This window comes from Acetobacterium sp. K1/6 (genome assembly GCF_034438075.1).
In the GTDB taxonomy this organism is placed as follows: Bacteria; Bacillota; Clostridia; order Eubacteriales; family Eubacteriaceae; genus Acetobacterium; species Acetobacterium carbinolicum.
Genome location: NZ_JAXQGA010000007.1, coordinates 91,908 through 112,861, shown reverse-complemented (window position 1 = coordinate 112,861; position 20,954 = coordinate 91,908). Strand labels below are relative to the sequence as shown.

Genomic DNA, 20,954 nt, shown 5'->3' with positions numbered 1-20,954 from the left:
AAAAAAAGGCAGAAGGTCTTCTGCCTTTTTTAAGTCTGTTATGTTGAAATGTTATTTTTTAATCCAGGACATCATGGTTCGTAATTCAGCGCCAACTTTTTCAACCTGAGTTTCTGTTTCAATCCGTCTGACGGCATTGAAGTATGGTCGGTTAGCCTGGTTTTCAAGGATCCAGTTACGGGCAAAGGTACCATCTTGAATATCATTAAGAACACCCTTCATGGCTTTTTTGGTGTCTTCAGTGATAATTTTGCTACCCGTAATGTAATCGCCATATTCAGCGGTGTCACTGATCGAATAACGCATATAACCGAGTCCACCCTGAACTACTAAATCGATGATCAGTTTCATTTCGTGAACACATTCAAAATAGGCGCTTTCTGGTTGGTATCCGGCTTCTACCAGGGTATCAAAACCAGCTTTCATCAGGGCCGTTACACCGCCGCAAAGAACTGCTTGTTCACCAAAAAGGTCAGTTTCGGTTTCTTCTTTGAACGTTGTTTCAAGGATGCCGGCACGACCGCCGCCGATTCCGGAAGCATAAGCTAATCCCAGATCATGAGTATTGCCTGATGGATCCTGATAAACAGCAATCAGGCAGGGAACCCCTCGGCCTTCCTGATATTGACTTCTGACTGTGTGTCCTGGTCCCTTTGGTGCGATCATAAAGACATTGACATCAGCAGGGGGAATGATCTGGCCGTAATGAATATTGAAACCATGAGCAAAAACAAGGCTGTTGCCAGCTTCAAGGTTTGGTAAAATGCTTTCTTTATAGATCGCTGCCTGTCTTTCATCGGGAAGAAGAATCATGACGATATCCGCTGCTTTTGTGGCCTCAGCTGCGGTCATAACTTTGAGTCCTGCTGCTTCAGCAATTGGCCAGGATTTGCTGCCTTCATAAAGGCCAACAATAACATTCACACCTGATTCTTTTAAGTTTAGTGCATGGGCATGTCCCTGACTTCCATATCCAATAATTGCAACTGTTTTTCCATCGAGTAACCCCAGATTACAATCTGTGTCATAAAATAGTTTTGCCATTTTTTAATTTCCTCCTTGAAATGTTTTAATAGTTTAATCATTATATAAATTCACTTGATGTGACCATTATATACCTTCTTTATCATATGCGAAACTAAAAAAATCCGCCTCTGTAAAAAAACAGAGGCGGATATAAGTATCCACGGTACCACTCTAAAATTAAAATAATTTCACAATTATTTCCTCTTCTGGTCTGAACGCAAGGCGAACCTAACCATAGTCATTTAACGTTGACATCCCGGACGGGATTACGGCCTTTCCTACTAATTGGGTAAATTTTCAGGTTGGCAGCTCGCAAGTGAGTATTACATACCATCGTACTATTGGAATTACACCATCCTCCAACTCTCTTAAATACAATCTTTGGTATCTTTCTCTTGGTCATAGCCGTTACTTTATTTAATTATTTTAGTCATTATATCTATTTATTTTGCCTTTGTCAATCACAAAATAGGAAAGAAATAATGATATCGGTTTCTAGTTTAAACCTTTATAAAAGCAGCACTTATACCTCTGTGATCTCATATTCCTTATTACCCAGACCCAGCTTGACAGCATGATCAACACTGACCTTCCAGTTTGTCTCCGGGTGAACCAAAGTGAATACATCCAGTTCCGACAGATTTTGAACTTCATTTTCGACAATCCGTTCTTCAGCATAGCTACCCCTAAGAATCCGGGCCTTGTTACAGGCATCCGCACAGGCCATATCCAGTGCTACCGGATCCATCGATGCGAAGATACCAACATCCTGAATGATTGGCAGATCGTTCTCGACGTGACAGTCACAGTTAGGCGAAACATCGATCACAAAACTGATATGGAACTGGGGACGGCCGTCTACCACAGCCTTGGTATACTCGGCGATTTTTTTATTGAGGATATCATTGCTTTCATCGTATTTAGGTGAGATGGCATCAAAAGGACAGACCCCGATACAGCGGCCGCAGCCCACACAGATATCGTGATTGATGCTGGCTTTGCCATCCGCCTGTCGATATGAAATAGCCGCAACCGCACAGATCTTGCCACACATTTCACAACTTCGACACTTCTTTTCCTTAACAAAGGGTTTACTGCTGGAATGCATTTCCATTTTTCCCCGCCGGGAACCGCATCCCATGCCAATGTTTTTCAATACGCCACCAAAGCCGGTACTTTCATGCCCCTTGAAATGGGTCATCGAAATAAAAACATCCGCATCCATAATAGCCCGGCCGATTTTGGCTGAAGTCACACATTCGCCGCCTGTAAGTGGCACCTCAATATCATCAGTTCCTTTCAGACCATCGCCAATAATGACATGACACCCCGTAACAAAAGGGTTGTAGCCATTCTCGTAGGCCGCATCCAGGTGTTCCAGAGCATCTTTTCGTCGTCCCACATAAAGGGTATTACAATCGGTGAGAAAGGGTTTCCCGCCTTTTTCTTTAACCATATCGACAATGACTTTGGCATAATTCGGTCTGAGATAAGCCAGGTTTCCCGGTTCACCCAGATGAATCTTAATGGCCGCAAATTTGTTTTCAAAATCGATGTCGGTCATGCCCGCGGCGGTGACAAGTTTTTCCAGCTTTTTTAAGATATTGTTAGAACCAGTTGTCCGTAAGGTTGTAAAATACACCTTTGATTTGTTATGCATCTTTATTTCTCCTATTCTCAAAAAAATCTTTTAATAATTCTTCACATACCTGTTCGCAGATTCCGGCATAGATTTCCATATTTTTGGGGAGCATCGGGTGTTGTCCCAGCCGGGCTGTGGACTCCACGCCTCCGAATTTCTTTTCGGTAGCACCATAAACCAGCATGGGAATTCGAGCCTGAATAATGGCTCCCATACACATCACACAGGGTTCGGCAGTGACATAGAGCTGGCAATCATCCAGCCGCCAGCGCCTAAGTTTTTTTGCCGCGGCCCGGATTGCCAACATCTCGGCATGGGCAGTGGGATCTGCCAGGCATTCTTTTTGATTATGGGCCCGGGCAATGATTCTGCCCTCGCAAACCAGCACCGCTCCGATCGGAACCTCGCCCCGGGCCGCCCCTGCTTTTGCCGTCTCAATCGCCACAGCCATGATTTTCTGGAGGTTGTTTTTTTTGTTGATCGATATCACCTCCTTTATTAAAAGGCGGGGCGAACCCGCCTGGCAAACAATGTCTTCAGACAATGTTGCGGGCGGTTGATAACCGCACCTACAAACTGAAGGGGTTTAACTTGTACAAAAAAGTCATGCATTATCCTGTAGGGACGGGTAGTACCCGCCCGCAAACGTTAATCTTATGATATATAATAGCTTATAAATCATAATTCACAAAATCAGAAGCGAAAGACTGATCGGACTATCAACCCCCAGCCCCATTGTCCATAGCCGGTTCGGGGGTTATTGGCTGACTGTTTTTGCACCGGTTGAGGATTGGGCGCCGGTTGAGGCGTTGTTCCAGCGGTAACGTTAGGGGTATTGATGGCCACCATAAAACGGTCCGCACCGGCATTTTGTAGATAACTGATAAAGGCTTCATCACAGGCCGAATACTCATTGATGACAGCGGCGTCCTGTAAACCCGGGTAGTCGCTGCTAGTGGCCAGATAGTTATTGCAGGCGATGGTGTAGTAGTGGTTTGGTTCTAAATCCGTGCCACCAACCTGAGCCGAAAAGACCCGCTCGCCCATCGGTTTAGTTAAATCATACTGGGCGGTGATGCCGCTCCATTGCAGATAGCTACCACTATTACTGGGCCAGGAATTATCATTCTTGTCGTTGGCAATCTGGTTATTAATGCCGATTTCAATACTGGTTTCCAGCATTTTTTTAAGATCAGCACCAGTCACCGACTTGGTCACCAGATAATTGCCAAAAGGCAATACGTCAATAACCTGACCCTTATTAATATCCCCGGCAGGAATTAATGCCCGGATTCCCCCGGCATTTTCAACTGCGATATCAGCACCGGTGATAAAACGGTAACTATCAGACAGAGCTCTGCCCAGATTCAGCTCACCCAACCGGATATCCTGCCAGATATTATCGGTGGTGCCACCCAGTTTTACCGGGGTATTTCCCACTACCTGTTTCTTAATCGGGTCTTCCCGGGCTTCAATTTCTGCCGTTAGAGCCGCCACGATCGGGTCAGCCGGAATAAGCTCATCTGTTGCCTGAGCTACCGTTGTCAAGCTGGCGGTTTGATCTAAAATAGAATAGCTGACATCCTCGGGATCAGGCTGTTCATCATTTGCATTCAGGATGATCTCAACCTCACCGACCGCACTAAAGAAACAGCCGGTTTGAACAATCAGGGTGCCATTGACTTCCCGGTTTTCGACATCATGGGTATGGCCATCGACAATCACATCAATTCCCGGCGCCCCCTCGGCAATGGCATCACTGCGCATTAAGGTCCCGTTATCTGAATCCCCGATGTGGGTCAGGGCGACAATCACATCACACCCTTGTGCATCCAGCGTCGCCACGTTCTGCCTGGCATTGGCAATCACCGATTCCTGCGTGCCGAAGCTCAGTCCGGCCACATTGGCCGGGGCCGTATCCGAATAAATATCCGGGCTGATCAGTCCAAACACACCAATCTTAATCACTTCGCCAGCCACCGCTATTTCTTTGATTAAATAGTCGTCGTTAAAGAAGGGATTCCCCGCGTCGCTATACGTCACGTTACTACCCAGAATTTTAGTATTGGCCATGGTACCCAGTTCCAGCAGCCGAGCGCTGCCATAATTAAAATCGTGATTCCCCGGTGCCATCGCATCATAGCCCACTGCGGCCATCAGTTCTGCAATGGAACCACCGGTTTCAATCGTGGCAAAGGACTGTCCATGAAAAATATCCCCGGCATCAACAACAAGATCGGGACTTTTCTGATTGATGATGGTTTTTAGTTTGGCAAAACCAAGGGTATTGTTTTGAGTACTATACGTGTAACGGGAATGAATATCATTGGTGTGGACAATCCTCAGGGTGATAGTCTGATCATCATTGACGGTTGCTGCCAGGGCTGTTGTTCCAGAACAAGTAAACACAAGCAGTAGCATCACCACCAGGCTCAGTTCTTTTTTCCAGTTTTTCATCGGTACACTCCTTAATTTTATCTTTGATTCCGCTTTATTGATATCTTTTTTTATTATATCTCTTTTAGCAAAAAATAAAAAGTACAACTGCTAAAAGAGATCAACTAAATAGATTATAAACAAAGGCTCACAAACAGATGCCGTTAGCATCTGTCTGTGAGCCTTATTGAGTCTTTATGAATTACCCTACGCGCTGAATTCGCTGGATTGGGCATCCTCTAATAGTATCGAGTAGAGCAATTTTTTTGAATAAGGATTCTTAACCTGTCCGATTTCTTTAACCGGACATTGCTCCACTACCCTGCCGCCGTAAAGAAAGAGTACCGTATCACAAAAATAAGTAATTGCGGTCAAATCATGGGTAATAAAAACATAGGTCAGATTAAATTGCTTTTGAATAGTTTGGAAATGTCTATTTCACCGAATTGATTAAGACTATTTATTCTATATGCAGGACCGATTTGCCGGTATATCGCAATAGTGCCTTGCAGATCGCAGTGGTGAGAATACCCGCCACAATCGCTTCCGGGATACCATTAATAGCAATTACCGAAAGAATCACCCCATACAGGGTCGAAACAGCCACATTTTTAACTTCAGCGTAACTTTGTCCAAAGAATAGATAAATAAAATTCATTACTAAAAGAGTGTTGGTCAATGATCCTGCAACACCGGCAAAACCAAGAGCCATAACATCATTACTTTTTACTTTTTTCATACCCCGATAGACATAATGGGGTACCACACCAACAAGAATTCTGGGTACAAAACAAATCACTAAACTCCAGAAATTACCAGAGTAGGTTCCCAGGGAATAAAACGGAGTAAACACAAAAGATGTCACTGTGGGATTAAAGGTATTGTTGATTAAGCTGGTCAGCCCAAAAACAAAGCCCAAAAAGGCGCCATAAAATGGTCCTAACATAATGCTGCCAATAATGACGGGGATGTGAATAATGGTGGCTCGGGTAAATCCCAAAGGAATATAGCCAAGAAACGGTGTTACTGCCAACAAGACGATAATCGCCACAAAAAAGGATAGTTTGACCAAATCGTTGGTCTTTGGATTTTTCATATTTACCTCCCGCTATCGTTCCAGTCACGCCGGATACAATGCATCTTTATTTTAACGCCTTTTTTACTTAAATTCAATAAAAAAATTCAATAAAAAATTCATTTAAAACTTATATTTACTCCTGACCCTCGGATTTGGTATAATGATTATGAAAATAAATGAAAACAGTTGGAAAAGGAAAACCGATGAAAAATATATTAAGAAATAAAACCGTTATTCTGGGTATTACTGGAAGCATCGCCGCTTATAAAATGGCCAATGTAGCCAGCAGCCTGACCAAAATGGGTTGTGATGTTCAGGTTATGATGACAAAAAACGCCCAGGAATTTATCGCCCCCCTGGTCTTTGAGAGTTTAACTGGTAATAAGTGTATTGTTGATACCTTTGACCGCAATATCCGTTATGACGTGGCCCATATTAGTCTGGCCAAACGGGCCGATCTTTTTATGGTGGCACCGGCTTCGGCCAATGTCATCGGTAAAATCAATGCTGGAATTGCCGATGATATGCTCACCACCACCATCATGGCCTGTCACTGTCCCAAACTCATTGCCCCAGCTATGAATACCGCCATGTACGAAAACCCGATTGTCCAGAATAATCTAAAAAGCTTAAAAAAGCTGGATTACAAGATCATCGATCCCGCTGTCGGCATGCTGGCCTGCAAGGATGTGGGGGCCGGAAAACTACCGGATGAAAAATTACTAATCGATCATATTCTCCGGGAAATTGCCTTTTTCCATGATCTCAAAGGAAAAAAAATTATCATTACTGCCGGACCAACCTGCGAAGCCATCGATCCAGTGCGCTATATTACCAATCATTCCAGCGGTAAAATGGGTTATGCCCTGGCCCAGGCGGCCATGCTCCGGGGTGCCGAAGTAACCCTTATCAGCGGCAAAACGGCTCTCACCCCACCAGCCTTTGTCAACCTTATCCCGGTTGTGACCGCCAGTGAAATGTGCTCCCAGGTGATGGATCATTTTGAAGCAACTGATATTGTCATTAAAGCTGCTGCTGTTGCCGATTTCAAGCCGACCGAAGTAGCCACCCAAAAAATTAAAAAACGGGACGGACAACCGGTAATTAACCTGACACCGACCATTGATATTTTAAAAACCATTGGTGAAAAGAAACGTTCTGATCAGTTTATCTGTGGCTTTTCGATGGAAACGGAAAATATGATCGAAAATACCCGAGAAAAACTATGTTTCAAAAACGTGAACATGATGGTGGCTAATAATTTAAAAGAAAAAGGAGCCGGTTTTAATACCCCTACCAATCGGGTAACCATAATGACCCTTGAAAAAACTGAAGCACTTCCGCTCTTATCCAAGGATGCGGTGGCACACCGGGTTCTCGATGCGATCGTGGATGAACTGTAATGACGATTACCCAACTGAGTCATGTTGCTATGGAAATGGGGGTTATCCTCCTTGCCAACGGTGCTGAAACCTATCGGGTGGAAGAATCGATGCATCGGATCTGTCTTGCCCTTGGTGCCAAAGAGGCAGAAATTTTCGTTGTGCCGACCACCATCATCATCTCTGTTACCCTGGAAGGCGAAGTCCCGCTGACCCGGACCCGTCGGATTCATTCCCGGAAAATCGATTTGACCAAGGTATCTGAACTCAATCATTTATCCCGGCAAATCTCTTATGAACCCACCAATTATAAAAAACTGGTGGCCGAAATTAAACGCATTGATACCATCCCTTCTTATCCTTATTATCTTCACGTCTTAGCTTTTGCCTTTATTTCCCAAATGTTCACGCTTTTTTTTGGGGGAAGTTTTATGGATAGCTGCGTGGGGTTTGTCATTGGATTAGGAATAAAGCTGCAAATGGATACCATGCGTCGCTTTCAGGCCAACATTTTTTTCACCCATATTGTCGGTGGTCTGATTGCCTCAACCGTTGCTCTAGCAGCTTTGGGCTTGGGGTTTACAAGCAATATGGATACTATTATTATTGGCTCCATTATGACCCTGGTGCCCGGGCTGGCGATCACCAATTCGATCCGGGATATCATTGCTGGTGACTATCTTTCCGGACTAGCCAAGGGTGTTGAGGCGCTGCTCATTGGTGCCGCCATTGCCTCTGGGGTAGCTGTACCTTTAAGTTTATTACGACCATTCTGGGGAGGTTGAAATGATGGATTATCTTACTCCTTGCTTATATGCCTTTGGGGCATCCCTGGCCTTTGCCATTGTGTTTAATATCCCCCGAAATAAACTGCTGCTTTCAGCCTTGGGGGGGATGCTGGGACAACTGGTTTACGTAATTTTTCAACTGGTTATTACTAATGATGTCCTTCCCTATCTACTGGCAACCATTGCGATCTCCCTTTATGCCGAAGTACTGGCCCGCTTAACTAAATCACCAACCACGATTTTTCTGGCCGTGGCCCTGATTCCCCTGGTTCCCGGGGGCGGCATCTACTATACGATGCTCTATTTCATTAACGGCGAGATTGATCTTGGTATCTCCACTGGCGTTCATACCATGCTGATTTCCGGCGCATTGGCGGTGGGCATTATTATGGTCTCTTCAACCGTTAATCTGGTGCGTAAGGTGATGCTAAAAGGTCGATCAAAAATAGGAAAGAAGTTAAAATATGGAAAAAAAAATTAGGTCACCTAAATGATATTTAATTTTATACACTATCTAAGTTAATACTGCATAAATCTCCACAACATAGAAATCAGATAAAAATTGAAGCTTATTATCCTTTATGGTTTTTTGTATTTAATGTTTGTTGGAGCAGTATATCTTGCAATTCAAATCAACATATTTTAAACAGATATTTACACTAAATAACTTTTACAAGGAGAATAATATGAGTAAAAAAAAGCCTTTGCATATAGTTTTTTTTATAATAACCATTATATTCATTATATGTGCCTTAATTTCTTACATAATATATATCAATCAAATGAAAGAACCAACTGACATTATTCCCGACTTTTTTATTAGTATCTCTTCTCTGGTAATATCCTTTATTGCACTTATTATTGCGCTTATCACATATTTTTCAATCGATTCCGTGAATAATGTAACCTCTATGGAAGGTAATGTACTTGAGAACCCAAATTACACCATTGCTTATTCTGAAATGATAAAGAGTTTTTCAAATTGCAAAGTAAAGTCAGAATTTGAAAAAAAACTATTAGAAAAAGTCTGTCCTGCATTTAATAACAAAACCTTGACTTGTATTCAATTTGCTGATTTCATTCAGAATGTAATTGATCATATTATTTGGTTTGCATATGTCGATTTTAAAGGAGCTCAACTTAGAAATGAATGTACAAAACTAATTCAATATCTTGAACGAGAATTGCAACGTTACAGCTCGTTAAGCAATGGCCTACAGTACATCTTAAATGAAAATATTAAGTTAATTAAATATGTTTTGGATTATCAAGAGGAGAGAAGTCTCAATAGAGATACAGTTTGCAGACTAGAGGATATCCGAGGTAAAATGCTTCAAAATCCAATATCTCAAATAGTTTACTACAATTATTTGGGATTATATTATAGAAATAAAGCAAATACTCTTCTCAGACAATGCAACTCACAAAATAATGAATTTTCGTTTGAATATATGAAATCTATTCTTCAATACAACTACAACCCTAAGGTTGTTAAAGAAATTAATATCCTATTAAATCGTGCCCGTTTTAATTTTGACTTAGCAGATGAGTTAGCTAAGACCGATATACTCTGGCAAGGGTATACCCAGTATAATCTTGCCAGAACATTTGTGATGGAATACTTAATTAATACAACTGTCGAAGATTTGACGTATAATTATGCTCGTTCAGCTCTCTCCGTTCGTGATGTTGTATGTTTTTTGTATAGAAGCGCTAATGATTCTTACCTAAATGAGATGTTTTATAAAGAGTACACTTATGCCGACAACTTATTGAAAGAGTTTAAAAAACTAACGACTTTCGTTAATGATAAAGTCTCATCTTGATTACTTGCCTAGGCTAGTTGAATATTATTTCACAATATTGACAAGCTTACTACATTAAGTGAAAATTGTAATCCTTATTAAATCTATACGCAGTTTTATTTATACTGTTTTTCTAAATGACTCTATCACTTGTACCTAAATTTTTATAATTAAACCACATGTCACTTTATTGTACTATTCAAAACTTCTTTTGGATATTTTTCACTTTTCTGGTGCTTGAGATCCATCGTTTACCTACAAGCCATATTTTCTTACTCTGATTCACATAATCAATCATTGCTTTTGAATCGTTGATTGATTATAATAGAGTTAATACTCGTTTTAGATCCTCGCTTTTTTCACTGAATGTTTTGGTATAATCTGATTTAAAATTAAGGAGAACGTCATGAAAATTATAGTCATAGGAGCAGTTGCCGGCGGTACGTCGGCTGCGGCAAAGGCCCGGCGAAATAATGATTCGGCAGAAATAATTATCTATGAAAAAGATCAGGACATTTCATATTCCGGATGCGGGCTTCCTTATTATCTTGGGGGAAAAGTCGGATCGATTCAGGAATTAACGCCACGAAGTCCAGACTTTTTTAAATCTAAATATAATATTGACATCCATATTCGCCATGAGGTATTAAAAATTGATATCCCCACCAAAACTCTGGTAATTAAAAATTTGGATAGCGGAGCAGTTTTTAATGACACTTATGATAAACTCATCCTGAGCACCGGCGCTCAGGCTTTTGTTCCACCGATTAAGGGAATTGAACTGGAGAATGTTTTTTTTCTGAGAAATGTTCAAAACGCCCTAAAAATAAAAGCCTTTATGGACAATCATCATCCTAAAACGGCGGTTGTTGTCGGGACTGGTTTTATTGGTTTTGAAGTTATGGAAAATCTTGAAGCCTGCGGAATCAAAGTCACACTGGTTGAACGGGCCGGTAAGCTGACCCCTAATCTCGATGAGGATATGTCCTTGTATCTTGAAAAACGATTGAGCAAAAGAAAAATCCCAATCTTTAAAAATGCTAATGTCGTTGAGGCCACCAGTCAGGGAGTCATCCTGGAAAACGGAACCCTGATTCCCGGCGAAATGATTATCGTGGCCACTGGTGTTAAACCTAATGTAACCCTGGCCCGGGAAGCGGGTTTACTGTTAGGTGTTACCGGTGCGATCCGGGTTGATGAACGGATGATGACCATTGATACCGATATCTATGCCTGCGGCGACTGCATTGAAACCTGGTCAGCAGTGACAAAACGGCCACACTATCGCCCCTTAGGTTCAACTGCCAATAAAACTGGCCGGATCTGCGGTGATAATATCACTGGTGGTAATGTCGTTTACCCTGGCAACCTGAGCACCGGTATTTTTAAGCTCTTTGATATTAGCATCGGCAGCACTGGTTTGTCTGAAGCCGAAGCCCGCAGTCAAGGTTATGATATCGAAATTTGTCATAATATCAAGCCCGATAAACCCAGTTATTACGGCGGCCAGGAAATGTTAATCAAAGCCATCGCTGACCGCTCCACCCAAAAACTGCTCGGCGTTCAAATCATCGGCTATGACGGTGTCGATAAGCGATTGGACGTCTTTGTCACCCTCATTACCTATGGCGCCACTGTTGATGAAATCTTTAATCTGGACTTAGGTTATGCTCCGCCGTTTTCAACCACCAAGGATCCGGTTCACTATACGGGCATGATCCTCGATAATGCCCTAAATAAAGACCGCAAACTCATGACTGCTGCGGACCTTAAAAAAAAACTGAACAATAAGGAAGTCTACCAGATCATTGATACCCGGGTAACGGCCCAGTACCGTGACGGCCATTTACCCGAGGCGCAAAATATCCCTCATGAAGATCTGCGGGACAAACTTGACCAACTCGATCCGACCCTTCCTGTTATTACCTATTGTAATAAAGGAGTCACCGGCAATGCAACCCAGAACATCTTACTTAATCACGACTTTAAAAACGTTTATAACCTTTCTGGAGGCTTTCGATTTTATGACGCCACCAAAGAAGACTAGCAGAAAAGAGGCCCACTATGAATGCTGATGATGTTTCAGTAAAAATTTTCAAGGCGTTGGGACATCCAGTTCGCTTACAAATCGTAAAATTTCTTTTAATTGAACCCCAATGTGTATGCGTCCTGAATCGGTTATTTGACTACAGTCAGGCCAATCTCTCCCAGCATCTAAAAATTCTCCGGGAGGCAGGGATTCTTGATAATCAGAAAATTGGTGTGGAAATGCACTATTTTGTAAAATTAAAGAGTATCGAAAAACTCCTGGCGGCCATGGATTTAACCGCCGCCGAGTTTTTCAGTACCCTTGAATTCTAACTAAATTTATTTATTATAGCCCTGGGGGTGGTTTTGATGCCATTTCCAGGCTGTTTTTATGATGGTGTCTAAATCTGAATGTTTTGGCGCCCAATCCAGTTCCCGTTGAGCTTTTTGGGATGAAGCAATCAGCTTTGCTGGATCTCCAGGTCTTCTTTTAGCAACTTTCACTACAAACGCTTTTGAAGTCAGTGCTTTTATTTTTGCAATCACTTCTTTGACCGAGAAACCTTTTCCGTCGCCCAAATTATAAACACTGCTTTTTCCGCCAGCGAGTAGTTTTTCCATCCCTAAAATATGGGCGGAGGCAATATCCATTACATGGATATAATCCCGGATACAACTCCCATCCGGAGTCGGATAGTCTTCACCGAAAATACTGATCTGGTCCCGCTGTCCCAGAGCCGTTTTTAAAATCAATGGTACGAGATGGGTTTCGGGGTTATGGTCCTCCCCGATTTCTCCTGATAAGTGGGCGCCGGCGGCATTAAAATACCGGAAAGTCATCGATTTTAGTTCGTAAGCTCCATCCATCCACTTCAGCATTTTTTCTACTGCCAGTTTTGTCTCCCCATAGGTATTGGTGGGATTTTTGTTACTTTCTTCCGTGATGGGACTTTCTTCCGGTTCTCCATAAACAGCGGCAGTCGAAGAAAAGACAAAATTCTTAACCCCATGCCCCACCATAGTTTCCAGCAGACAGAGGGTCCCATAGACATTATTATGATAGTATTTAAGCGGCTCATTGATGGACTCCCCAACCAGAGAATGAGCACAAAAATGCATCACACAATCAATCTGATGGGCAGTAAATATTTGCTTAAGAAACGCCTTATCGCGGATATCACCAATCTCAATGACAGCCTTTTTTGAGACTGCACCCTCATGTCCGGTTGATAAATTATCCAGAACCACTACCTCATATCCTTTTTCGACTAAGGCCCTGACCACATGGGATCCAATATATCCGGCCCCGCCACATACTAAAATCTTCATTATCGTCCTCTATTTCAATTATTAAATTTTCTTGTTCTCCCTTTATTATAGAACTTTTTTTAAAAAAAAGAAACCCCGAAGGGTTTCTTAAAGGATAAATATATCCGGTGTTGACAATTGTTGTGGTGAGTTATTTATCCGTAAATGTTGTTTTATTATTGCTAAGTGCTGCCTGAGCTGCTGCCAGACGGGCAATCGGTACTCGGAATGGTGAGCACGAAACATAGCTTAAGCCAACGCTGTGGAAGAAGAAAATCGATTTGGGATCACCGCCGTGTTCACCACAAACGCCAATTTTAAGATCAGGCTTTGTTTTCCGACCCAGAACCACGCCCATTTCAACCAACTTACCAACGCCCTCTACGTCGATACTCTGGAATGGATCATTTGGCAGAATGCCTTTATCCTTATAGTCGGTAATAAATTTACCGGCATCATCACGCGAAAAGCCATAGGTCATTTGAGTCAGATCATTGGTTCCAAACGAGAAGAATTCGGCTGTTTTAGCAATCTGATCGGCAATCAGAGTGGCCCGGGGAATTTCCATCATGGTTCCGACCAGGTATTTTATATCTGACTTACGTTCGGACTTAACCAGTTCCGCGGTTTTTCGAACAACCTTATCGAGGTAGGTCAATTCTTCATTAATACCAATCAGGGGAATCATAATTTCGGGAATAACATTAAAACCACATTCTTGCTTGACTTCAATGGCAGCTTCCATAATTGCCCGAGTTTGCATCTGTGCAATTTCGGGATAGGTAATTGCCAAACGGCAACCGCGATGACCCAGCATTGGATTAAATTCTTCCAAGCCCTGAATGATCGTGACCATGTCTTCCAAAGCAAAGCCCATATCAGCCGCCAGGGCTTCAATATCCTTGCTTTCTTTCGGCAGGAATTCGTGAAGAGGCGGATCAAGTAACCGAACGGTAACCGGGCGTTCTTCCATTGTCTTATAAAGACCAATAAAATCTTCTTTTTGCATCGGCAGAATTTCGGCCAGCGCTTTTTCACGCTGTTGCTTTGACTCCGATAGAATCATCCGGCGGACACTCGGTAGTCGTTGTTCATCAAAAAACATATGCTCTGTTCGACAAAGGCCGATCCCTTCTGCACCAAAGCGAACGGCAACCGCTGCGTCGTTTGGTGTGTCGGCATTGGTACGAACTTTTAATGTTCTGTATTCATCTGCCCAGGCCATTATTTCAGCAAAATGGCCGGAGAGTTCTGGGGTTACCGTTTTTATGCTGCCCTTATAAACACTTCCGGTACTACCATTTAGCGAGATAAAATCGCCTTCAGTAAAGACCTGATTCCCTACGGTAAACTGTTTTGCCGCTTCATCGACTTTGATCGCTTCGCATCCAGCTACACAGCACTTACCCATTCCTCTGGCAACTACTGCCGCATGAGAGGTCATACCACCGCGCGCTGTTAAAATTCCGTTTGCAGCATACATGCCCTCAATATCTTCTGGCGAAGTTTCTTTTCTGACCAATAGGGTTTCTTCCCCATTTGCAACGGCTGCGCACACTGCTTCCGCGGTAAAATAAACTTTACCGGTAGCAGCACCCGGTGAGGCTGGCAACCCCGTTGCCAGAAGTTCTGCTGCTTTTAAAGCGGCCTCTTCAAAGGTTGGATGCAGCAATTGATCCAGTGATATTGGATCTAGTCTCAAAACCGCTTCTTCTTTTGTGATTAAACCTTCCTCGACCATTTCTACTGCGGCACAAAGTGCGGCAGCGGCAGTTCTTTTCCCGGTTCGTGTCTGGAGCATGAAAAGTTTGCTTTTTTCAATCGTAAACTCAATATCCTGCATGTCCCGATAATGATTCTCAAGTCGCTCTGCAGTTTCCTGGAACTGTTTGTAAACTTCCGGCATGAGTTCTTTTAAATCTTCAATGTCTCTCGGGGTACGAATTCCGGCAACAACATCTTCACCCTGAGCATTGATTAAAAATTCACCAAAAAGTTTTTTCTGTCCTGTTGCAGGGTTTCTTGTAAAGGCTACCCCGGTTCCACAATCATCACCCATATTACCATATACCATTGATTGAACGTTGACAGCAGTGCCAATGTCGTGAGGAATATCATTCATATTTCGATAGCTGATGGCGCGGTTATTATTCCATGATCTAAACACCGCTTCAATGGCCATCAATAATTGCTCTTTTGGATCCAGGGGAAAGTCTTTACCGGTTTCATCTTTGACAATTTTCTTATACGCGACAACAATTTCTTTTAGATCATCAGCAGTCAGCTCGGTATCATCCCGATAGCCATTTTTTTCCTTGGCACTTTCTAATACATAATCAAACTTGTCTTTACTAATCTCTTGAACAACGTCTCCAAACATTTGAATAAAACGTCGGTAGCTATCGAAGGCAAACCGTTCATTATTTGTTGATTTTGCAATGCCAGCAACCGTTTCATCGTTTAACCCCAGGTTTAGAATCGTATCCATCATCCCGGGCATCGAGAATTTCGCACCCGAACGAACGGATACCAATAACGGATTATTAACATCACCAAAGGTCTTTTCACATTCTTTTTCTAAGATTGCCAAATTTTTATTAATCTGGTCGATAATTTCATTTGAAAGTTTTCTATCCTGATTATAGTATTCAGTACAGGCCTCGGTTGTAACGGTAAAGCCTCCCGGAACGGGCAGTCCGATATTTGTCATCTCTGCCAAACCAGCACCCTTCCCCCCTAGTAATTCCTTCATGGTTGCATTACCTTCTTTAAACAAATAAACCCATTTTTTTGACATTCCTCTACCTCCTCATTATATTTGCAAGAATAATCGCTGCAATTTCTTCAATTGCTTTTGATGTGACGTCAATGACAGTACATCCCAATTTATCGAAAAGCTGTTGTGCTTTTTCTAACTCCAACATCACTCTTTCGTAACTCCCATAATTTGATGTTCCAGTGAGCCCCATAGCCCGGATTCTTTCTGAACGGATACTTACCAGATGGTTTGGGTCTAAGACGAGACCAAATATTTTCCTGTTAGAAATCTCAAATAATTCTTTAGGTGGTTCAACCTCTGGCATTAACGGAATATTAGCCACCTTATAATTTTTATTGGCCAAATAAATGCTGATCGGTGTTTTAGACGTTCGTGATACCCCAATCAGAATGATATCTGCCTGATTCAAGCCGGATGTATTTTTGCCATCATCATATTTTACGGCAAATTCGATGGCTTCTATTTTCTTAATGTAATGGGCATCCAGTTCCATACTTGAAGACCGGCTTCGGACCGGTTCTTCACCGGTTATACTTCTTAGCGTCTCCATCAGAGATCCCATCACGTCGTAAATGGGAACCCCCTTAGCTTTGGATTCTATTTCCATATGATGCTTTAATTCACTTGAGGCAAAACGATAAACCACCAATCCGTTATCCTGCTTTGCTAAATCCAACAGGTAGTCAATACTCAGTTTATCATCCACAAACGGATGAAACCGTACTTCCCGAATGGAGTTCTCAAATACGCTTGTCCCTGCTTTCACGAGCAGTTCGCCAATTTCAGTGGGTGTATCTGAAACAACAAAAATCACAATGCTTTTCAATTTTAACCTCTTTATTTTGCACTTCTCCCCATGTTAACCACATAGCGGGTAATATTAGTTCGTGACACCTTGCCGATTAACACTAAACGCTGAGTGCCCTTTTCGTCAATTTCCTTTTGCACAACGGGAAGGGATTCAACCTCGTAATACATCGTTTTATAGGCGGCATCATAAACGGATTCATTTGCTTCCAGATAAATAATATTTGGCATTCGCGTCATAATCATCGGAATCGGCAGCGATTCTACCTCTTTTCTTCCAATCATGGCTTTAATAAAGTCCTTACGCGAGACAATACCGGAAAGATATTTGCCATCAACGACATACAAGGTTCCAGCATTCTTGGTAAACATGGTGATAATGCCGTCGTAAATGGATGATGTCTCTTCAACAACGGTCGGCTCCGTTTGAATGTCGGTTACATTAATAGTTTTAATATAACTACCCAAAATATTTAGCAATGATCGACCCGTATAATAATAACCAACCTTTCGCTTCGCTTCCAGTATTCCCATCATCGTCAAAATTTTAAGATCCGGACGAATGGTAGCGCGATTGATACCCAGTAATTCGGCAATTTCATTACTCTTAACAGGTTGTTTTTCTTTAACGATTTCGATTATTTCTTTTTGCCTGCTTGTTAACTCCATGTTCAACCCCTTTGTCTGTTTGATTTATTAAGTATAACACATATCATGGTATTGTAAACAACTAAAATATTTTTTTAAACCTCATTGATAAATTTTTATTATTTAAGTTGTATGTAACCTTTTTCATAACGTTATTGATTCTAATAGTCCTTCATATATTTTATCACCAATCCGCGTTACATTCTTTAATTCTTCCAATTGAGCAAATCCGCCATTCTTTTCCCGATAGTCGATGATTCCCTGAGCGATAACATCTCCAACGCCTGGCAGACTTTTCAGTTCTTCTCGGCTCGCTGAGTTAATATTAATTTTCGAACTTTCGCTTGCCGTTATTGCCGTTTCTCCAACGACGGGAACATGAATTTTTTCTTCATCCTGCAGCTTTCTTGCCAGGTTTAAAGAATTAACATCGGCAGACTCCGTTAACCCACCCACGAGTTCAATGGCTTCTACCAATCGTGCTCCCTGATTGAGCGCCACGACTCCGGGGTTTGTCACAGCGCCGGTAATATGTACCATCATTTTTTCATTATTATCAGTACTTTCAACCGTTTCAGTTTCACTTAAAGCCGTTTTATTAAGCGTCATGTCCGCCGTTGTGATCTCTTTAAGCCGATACCAACCCCAAAAAACGCCCAAAAAAACAAGCACGATGAGAATGTACAGGATTTTGTTTCGATTGCACTTATCCATGTTACACTCCCAGAGGCTGTGCTTCCCATCGGCCTTTTTTCAATATCCAGTATTCCTGATAGCCACATTCTGCTAAATATGTTTCAGCTTCGTTATATTCAAAAACGATTCCCGCGACCGAATGGCTATCGCCACCGACGGTAATGGGAATATTTCTTTTTTTCATTTCAGGGATCATCCAATCTGAGGGATAACGCCCCACTCCGGGAATTCGCAAATTAGCTCCGGTGTTAATTTCGATGCGGGTATTTTGGGCAGCAACCGTATCCAGACAGTCTTTCACCGTTTCCTGGTACCAGCGATCTCTTTCATTGAAAAAATGGTTGTTTTGATTGTATTTTTTAATTAAATCAATATGTCCCAATATATCGGGTTCGAACATGTTCACCATTTTTGCAATGCCCTGGTAGTAATCCGTAATAAAAGCCTGATTATCACCCTGATAATATTTTTTAATTCCCTGCGCAAAATTCTGTTGAGATTCATCGATATAGGAAACCTCTACACCGATCGTTTTTCCCAAGGTATGAACGGACATGATGGTGTAGTCTAGTCTCGGTATCACCGACTTGGCCAAGTCGCTGATATCTTGCCGATCAATAAAAAAATCGATCTCCATCCCACAGTAAAGTTCAATTTGGGGTGCATATTTTTCTTTTAAGGCCTTGACATCATTTAAGTAATCTTCTAAATCATCCTCTTTCATTGTCCAATCATTGAGGAATGGCAACGGTAAATGGCTTGACAGCCCCATACTTGTAAGACCTGAGGCAATTCCTGCCACCACCATTTCTTCAAGGGTATTTTTGCCGTCACAATAATCTGAGTGGATATGATAATTTGCCAGTAACATTTTGATCCCTCCAAAAGTTTGCGTGAAATGATTGTATCATGACACCGATTTTTTAGCAAATAAAAAAAATTGCCAGGATGACAATTTTTTTGTGGGGTGATTATAAAATTTTATTGAGAAAGCTTTTCGTTCGTTCTTCCTTTGGATTTAACAGGACTTCTTCCGGTGTTCCTTCTTCACAGATCACACCACCATCCATAAAAATGACCCGATCTGCCACTTCTCGGGCAAAGCCGATTTCATGGGTCACGATCAGCATTGTCATCCCTTTTTCAGCCAGATGCCGCATGGTTGCCAATACTTCACCAACCAATTCAGGATCAAGCGCTGAGGTTGGTTCGTCAAACATCATAATTTTCGGATCCATAGCCAACGCCCGGGCAATGGCGACCCGTTGCTGTTGTCCGCCCGATAAACGTGAGGGGTACTCATCTTTTTTTTCCGACAGGCCAACCATACTAAGTAGGTCCAGAGCTCTTGTTTCCGCAATTTTTTTATCAATTTTTTTCACAATCAGAGGTGCAATGGTCACGTTATCAATCACCGTCAAGTGAGGAAATAGGTTAAAGCTCTGGAAAACCATGCCCAGATCTGCGCACAATGACTGCACTGTTACTGGATCAATCTTCATCAAATCCTTACTATTGGCCCGTTTATCTGAGAGCACATCCTCGATGTATATTTCTCCGTCGGATATCCGTTCCAAATGGTTTAAACACCGCAGCAAGGTACTTTTTCCTGAGCCACTGGCACCGATTATACAGACTACTTCACCTTGTGAAACCTCAAGGTTAACACCTTTTAGCACTTCTAAATCTCCAAAAGATTTTCGGACGTTCACTAATTTTACCATACTCATATTCATTTCCCTATCTTTCGTAAATCCCAAGTTTCTTTTCCATCTTATCGAATACAACCTGGATAATCGTTGTTAAGAATAAATAAATAGCGGCTGCATAAATGTAATATATCCATGAACCGGTTGCACTTGCCATCGTTTTTGTGGTTCTGAGTAAGTCAAAGAGTGCGATTGTCGATACCAACGAGGTATCTTTTAACAACATAATCAACTCGTTACCCAATGGGGCTACCAGTCTTTTGTAGGTTTGGGGAATAATAATTTTTGTCATCGCCTGACGATAACTCATTCCCAATGCCTTCGATGCCTCCATTTGTCCGCCATCAATCGATTCGATTGCGGCACGAATAATTTCTGCCAGATACGCGGTAGCATTTAAAGAAAACGCTGCAAAGGCCGCAATCATTGGATTAACATTGAATGTTGATCCCGTTGCATCCAGATAAATAATCGGAATGGCATAATAGATAATAAATAATTGCAGCAACATTGGCGTTCCTCTGAAAAACCAGATATAAAACCAGGATAGCGTATTGGCCGCCTTATTTTTTGATAGTCTCCCGAGAGCAACCACCACACCAAAAATCGCACCAAAAATAATTGCTACAATTGCAATTTCAAGGGTGACGATGGTTCCATTTACAATTGCCCATAGTTGGATTTCATTTAACACGTTGATCTTCCCTTCGTCTTAAAAATTTTAACACTGATCCATGTCAGACTGCAGACAAAACCTTTTTCAACCATGCCAAAACAACGCATCACCGAAAAAGACATTAACAACTTAATTACTTTGTCTAC

19 protein-coding genes are annotated in these 20,954 nt (G+C 42.0%); 6 read left to right on the top strand and 13 right to left on the bottom strand.

Annotated features, from left to right (window positions below):
• Positions 1 to 51 precede the first annotated feature (51 nt).
• The 5 genes from ilvC to U2P91_RS08205 all read right to left on the bottom strand — a co-directional run bounded on the left by ilvC (position 52) and on the right by U2P91_RS08205 (position 6,200).
• Entirely contained in the window at positions 52 to 1,044 is a 993-nt protein-coding gene (gene ilvC, locus U2P91_RS08225; protein WP_111889456.1) for a ketol-acid reductoisomerase, read from the bottom strand.
• 505 nt (positions 1,045 to 1,549) lie between these two features.
• A complete protein-coding gene (locus tag U2P91_RS08220; RefSeq protein ID WP_111889455.1) occupies positions 1,550 to 2,686 on the bottom strand; it encodes a DUF362 domain-containing protein in 1,137 nt (378 codons plus the stop codon).
• Positions 2,679 to 3,158, bottom strand: coding sequence for a nucleoside deaminase (locus U2P91_RS08215; protein WP_256372199.1), 480 nt, complete (start codon positions 3,156 to 3,158; stop codon positions 2,679 to 2,681). Before U2P91_RS08215 ends, U2P91_RS08220 begins: the two co-directional genes overlap by 8 nt.
• A gap of 203 nt (positions 3,159 to 3,361) precedes the next feature.
• Positions 3,362 to 5,125, bottom strand: a complete 1,764-nt coding sequence (locus U2P91_RS08210) for a bifunctional metallophosphatase/5'-nucleotidase (RefSeq protein ID WP_111889454.1) — start codon at positions 5,123 to 5,125, stop codon at positions 3,362 to 3,364.
• 439 nt (positions 5,126 to 5,564) lie between these two features.
• A complete protein-coding gene (locus tag U2P91_RS08205; protein WP_111889453.1) occupies positions 5,565 to 6,200 on the bottom strand; it encodes an ECF transporter S component in 636 nt (211 codons plus the stop codon).
• A gap of 185 nt (positions 6,201 to 6,385) precedes the next feature.
• Between U2P91_RS08205 and coaBC the strand changes: the two genes are divergently transcribed.
• The 6 genes from coaBC to U2P91_RS08175 all read left to right on the top strand — a co-directional run bounded on the left by coaBC (position 6,386) and on the right by U2P91_RS08175 (position 12,518).
• Positions 6,386 to 7,585: a bifunctional phosphopantothenoylcysteine decarboxylase/phosphopantothenate--cysteine ligase CoaBC gene (gene coaBC, locus U2P91_RS08200; protein ID WP_371414181.1), complete on the top strand. Its 1,200-nt coding sequence runs from the start codon at positions 6,386 to 6,388 to the stop codon at positions 7,583 to 7,585.
• Positions 7,585 to 8,349: a threonine/serine exporter family protein gene (locus tag U2P91_RS08195; protein ID WP_111889452.1), complete on the top strand. Its 765-nt coding sequence runs from the start codon at positions 7,585 to 7,587 to the stop codon at positions 8,347 to 8,349. The genes coaBC and U2P91_RS08195 overlap by 1 nt, the downstream gene beginning before the upstream one ends.
• A gap of 1 nt (position 8,350) precedes the next feature.
• A complete protein-coding gene (locus U2P91_RS08190) occupies positions 8,351 to 8,833 on the top strand; it encodes a threonine/serine exporter family protein (RefSeq protein WP_242988535.1) in 483 nt (160 codons plus the stop codon).
• A 205-nt stretch (positions 8,834 to 9,038) separates the two neighbouring features.
• A complete protein-coding gene (locus U2P91_RS08185) occupies positions 9,039 to 10,178 on the top strand; it encodes a hypothetical protein (protein WP_111889451.1) in 1,140 nt (379 codons plus the stop codon).
• 385 nt (positions 10,179 to 10,563) lie between these two features.
• Positions 10,564 to 12,204: an FAD-dependent oxidoreductase gene (locus tag U2P91_RS08180; RefSeq protein WP_111889450.1), complete on the top strand. Its 1,641-nt coding sequence runs from the start codon at positions 10,564 to 10,566 to the stop codon at positions 12,202 to 12,204.
• A gap of 17 nt (positions 12,205 to 12,221) precedes the next feature.
• Complete coding sequence (locus tag U2P91_RS08175; RefSeq protein WP_111889449.1) at positions 12,222 to 12,518, top strand: ArsR/SmtB family transcription factor; 297 nt, start codon at positions 12,222 to 12,224, stop codon at positions 12,516 to 12,518.
• Positions 12,519 to 12,524: 6 nt separating this feature from the next.
• Here the strand turns inward: U2P91_RS08175 and galE are convergent, their stop codons facing one another.
• From galE to U2P91_RS08135, 8 genes are all read right to left on the bottom strand, one after another.
• Positions 12,525 to 13,514 (bottom strand): UDP-glucose 4-epimerase GalE, encoded by a 990-nt coding sequence (gene galE / locus U2P91_RS08170; protein WP_111889448.1) that lies wholly within the window; start codon positions 13,512 to 13,514, stop codon positions 12,525 to 12,527.
• 130 nt (positions 13,515 to 13,644) lie between these two features.
• Positions 13,645 to 16,290, bottom strand: a complete 2,646-nt coding sequence (gene ppdK / locus U2P91_RS08165; protein ID WP_111889447.1) for a pyruvate, phosphate dikinase — start codon at positions 16,288 to 16,290, stop codon at positions 13,645 to 13,647.
• A gap of 4 nt (positions 16,291 to 16,294) precedes the next feature.
• Positions 16,295 to 17,098, bottom strand: a complete 804-nt coding sequence (locus U2P91_RS08160) for a pyruvate, water dikinase regulatory protein (RefSeq protein WP_242988534.1) — start codon at positions 17,096 to 17,098, stop codon at positions 16,295 to 16,297.
• An 11-nt stretch (positions 17,099 to 17,109) separates the two neighbouring features.
• Complete coding sequence (locus U2P91_RS08155; protein ID WP_111889445.1) at positions 17,110 to 17,748, bottom strand: helix-turn-helix transcriptional regulator; 639 nt, start codon at positions 17,746 to 17,748, stop codon at positions 17,110 to 17,112.
• Between the two features lie 123 nt (positions 17,749 to 17,871).
• Complete coding sequence (locus U2P91_RS08150) at positions 17,872 to 18,441, bottom strand: helix-hairpin-helix domain-containing protein (RefSeq protein WP_111889444.1); 570 nt, start codon at positions 18,439 to 18,441, stop codon at positions 17,872 to 17,874.
• 1 nt (position 18,442) lies between these two features.
• On the bottom strand, positions 18,443 to 19,294 hold the full coding sequence (gene hisJ / locus U2P91_RS08145; RefSeq protein ID WP_111889443.1) for a histidinol-phosphatase HisJ: 852 nt from the start codon (positions 19,292 to 19,294) through the stop codon (positions 18,443 to 18,445).
• 100 nt (positions 19,295 to 19,394) lie between these two features.
• Complete coding sequence (locus U2P91_RS08140; RefSeq protein WP_305781826.1) at positions 19,395 to 20,153, bottom strand: amino acid ABC transporter ATP-binding protein; 759 nt, start codon at positions 20,151 to 20,153, stop codon at positions 19,395 to 19,397.
• Between the two features lie 10 nt (positions 20,154 to 20,163).
• Positions 20,164 to 20,826: an amino acid ABC transporter permease gene (locus tag U2P91_RS08135; protein ID WP_111889442.1), complete on the bottom strand. Its 663-nt coding sequence runs from the start codon at positions 20,824 to 20,826 to the stop codon at positions 20,164 to 20,166.
• Positions 20,827 to 20,954 lie beyond the last annotated feature (128 nt).

Excerpts from the sequence above, each read along its gene's own strand:
- U2P91_RS08205 (WP_111889453.1), bottom strand. The coding sequence starts at position 6,200 with ATGAAAAATCCAAAGACCAACGATTTGGTCAAACTATCCTTTTTTGTG.
- U2P91_RS08190 (WP_242988535.1), top strand. The coding sequence starts at position 8,351 with ATGATGGATTATCTTACTCCTTGCTTATATGCCTTTGGGGCATCCCTG.
- U2P91_RS08220 (WP_111889455.1), bottom strand. The coding sequence starts at position 2,686 with ATGCATAACAAATCAAAGGTGTATTTTACAACCTTACGGACAACTGGT.
- U2P91_RS08140 (WP_305781826.1), bottom strand. The coding sequence starts at position 20,153 with ATGAGTATGGTAAAATTAGTGAACGTCCGAAAATCTTTTGGAGATTTA.
- U2P91_RS08175 (WP_111889449.1), top strand. The coding sequence starts at position 12,222 with ATGAATGCTGATGATGTTTCAGTAAAAATTTTCAAGGCGTTGGGACAT.
- U2P91_RS08195 (WP_111889452.1), top strand. The coding sequence starts at position 7,585 with ATGACGATTACCCAACTGAGTCATGTTGCTATGGAAATGGGGGTTATC.
- U2P91_RS08155 (WP_111889445.1), bottom strand. The coding sequence starts at position 17,748 with ATGGAGTTAACAAGCAGGCAAAAAGAAATAATCGAAATCGTTAAAGAA.
- ilvC (WP_111889456.1), bottom strand. The coding sequence starts at position 1,044 with ATGGCAAAACTATTTTATGACACAGATTGTAATCTGGGGTTACTCGAT.
- U2P91_RS08180 (WP_111889450.1), top strand. The coding sequence starts at position 10,564 with ATGAAAATTATAGTCATAGGAGCAGTTGCCGGCGGTACGTCGGCTGCG.
- galE (WP_111889448.1), bottom strand. The coding sequence starts at position 13,514 with ATGAAGATTTTAGTATGTGGCGGGGCCGGATATATTGGATCCCATGTG.
- hisJ (WP_111889443.1), bottom strand. The coding sequence starts at position 19,294 with ATGTTACTGGCAAATTATCATATCCACTCAGATTATTGTGACGGCAAA.
- U2P91_RS08210 (WP_111889454.1), bottom strand. The coding sequence starts at position 5,125 with ATGAAAAACTGGAAAAAAGAACTGAGCCTGGTGGTGATGCTACTGCTT.
- ppdK (WP_111889447.1), bottom strand. The coding sequence starts at position 16,290 with ATGTCAAAAAAATGGGTTTATTTGTTTAAAGAAGGTAATGCAACCATG.
- coaBC (WP_371414181.1), top strand. The coding sequence starts at position 6,386 with ATGAAAAATATATTAAGAAATAAAACCGTTATTCTGGGTATTACTGGA.
- U2P91_RS08185 (WP_111889451.1), top strand. The coding sequence starts at position 9,039 with ATGAGTAAAAAAAAGCCTTTGCATATAGTTTTTTTTATAATAACCATT.
- U2P91_RS08150 (WP_111889444.1), bottom strand. The coding sequence starts at position 18,441 with ATGGATAAGTGCAATCGAAACAAAATCCTGTACATTCTCATCGTGCTT.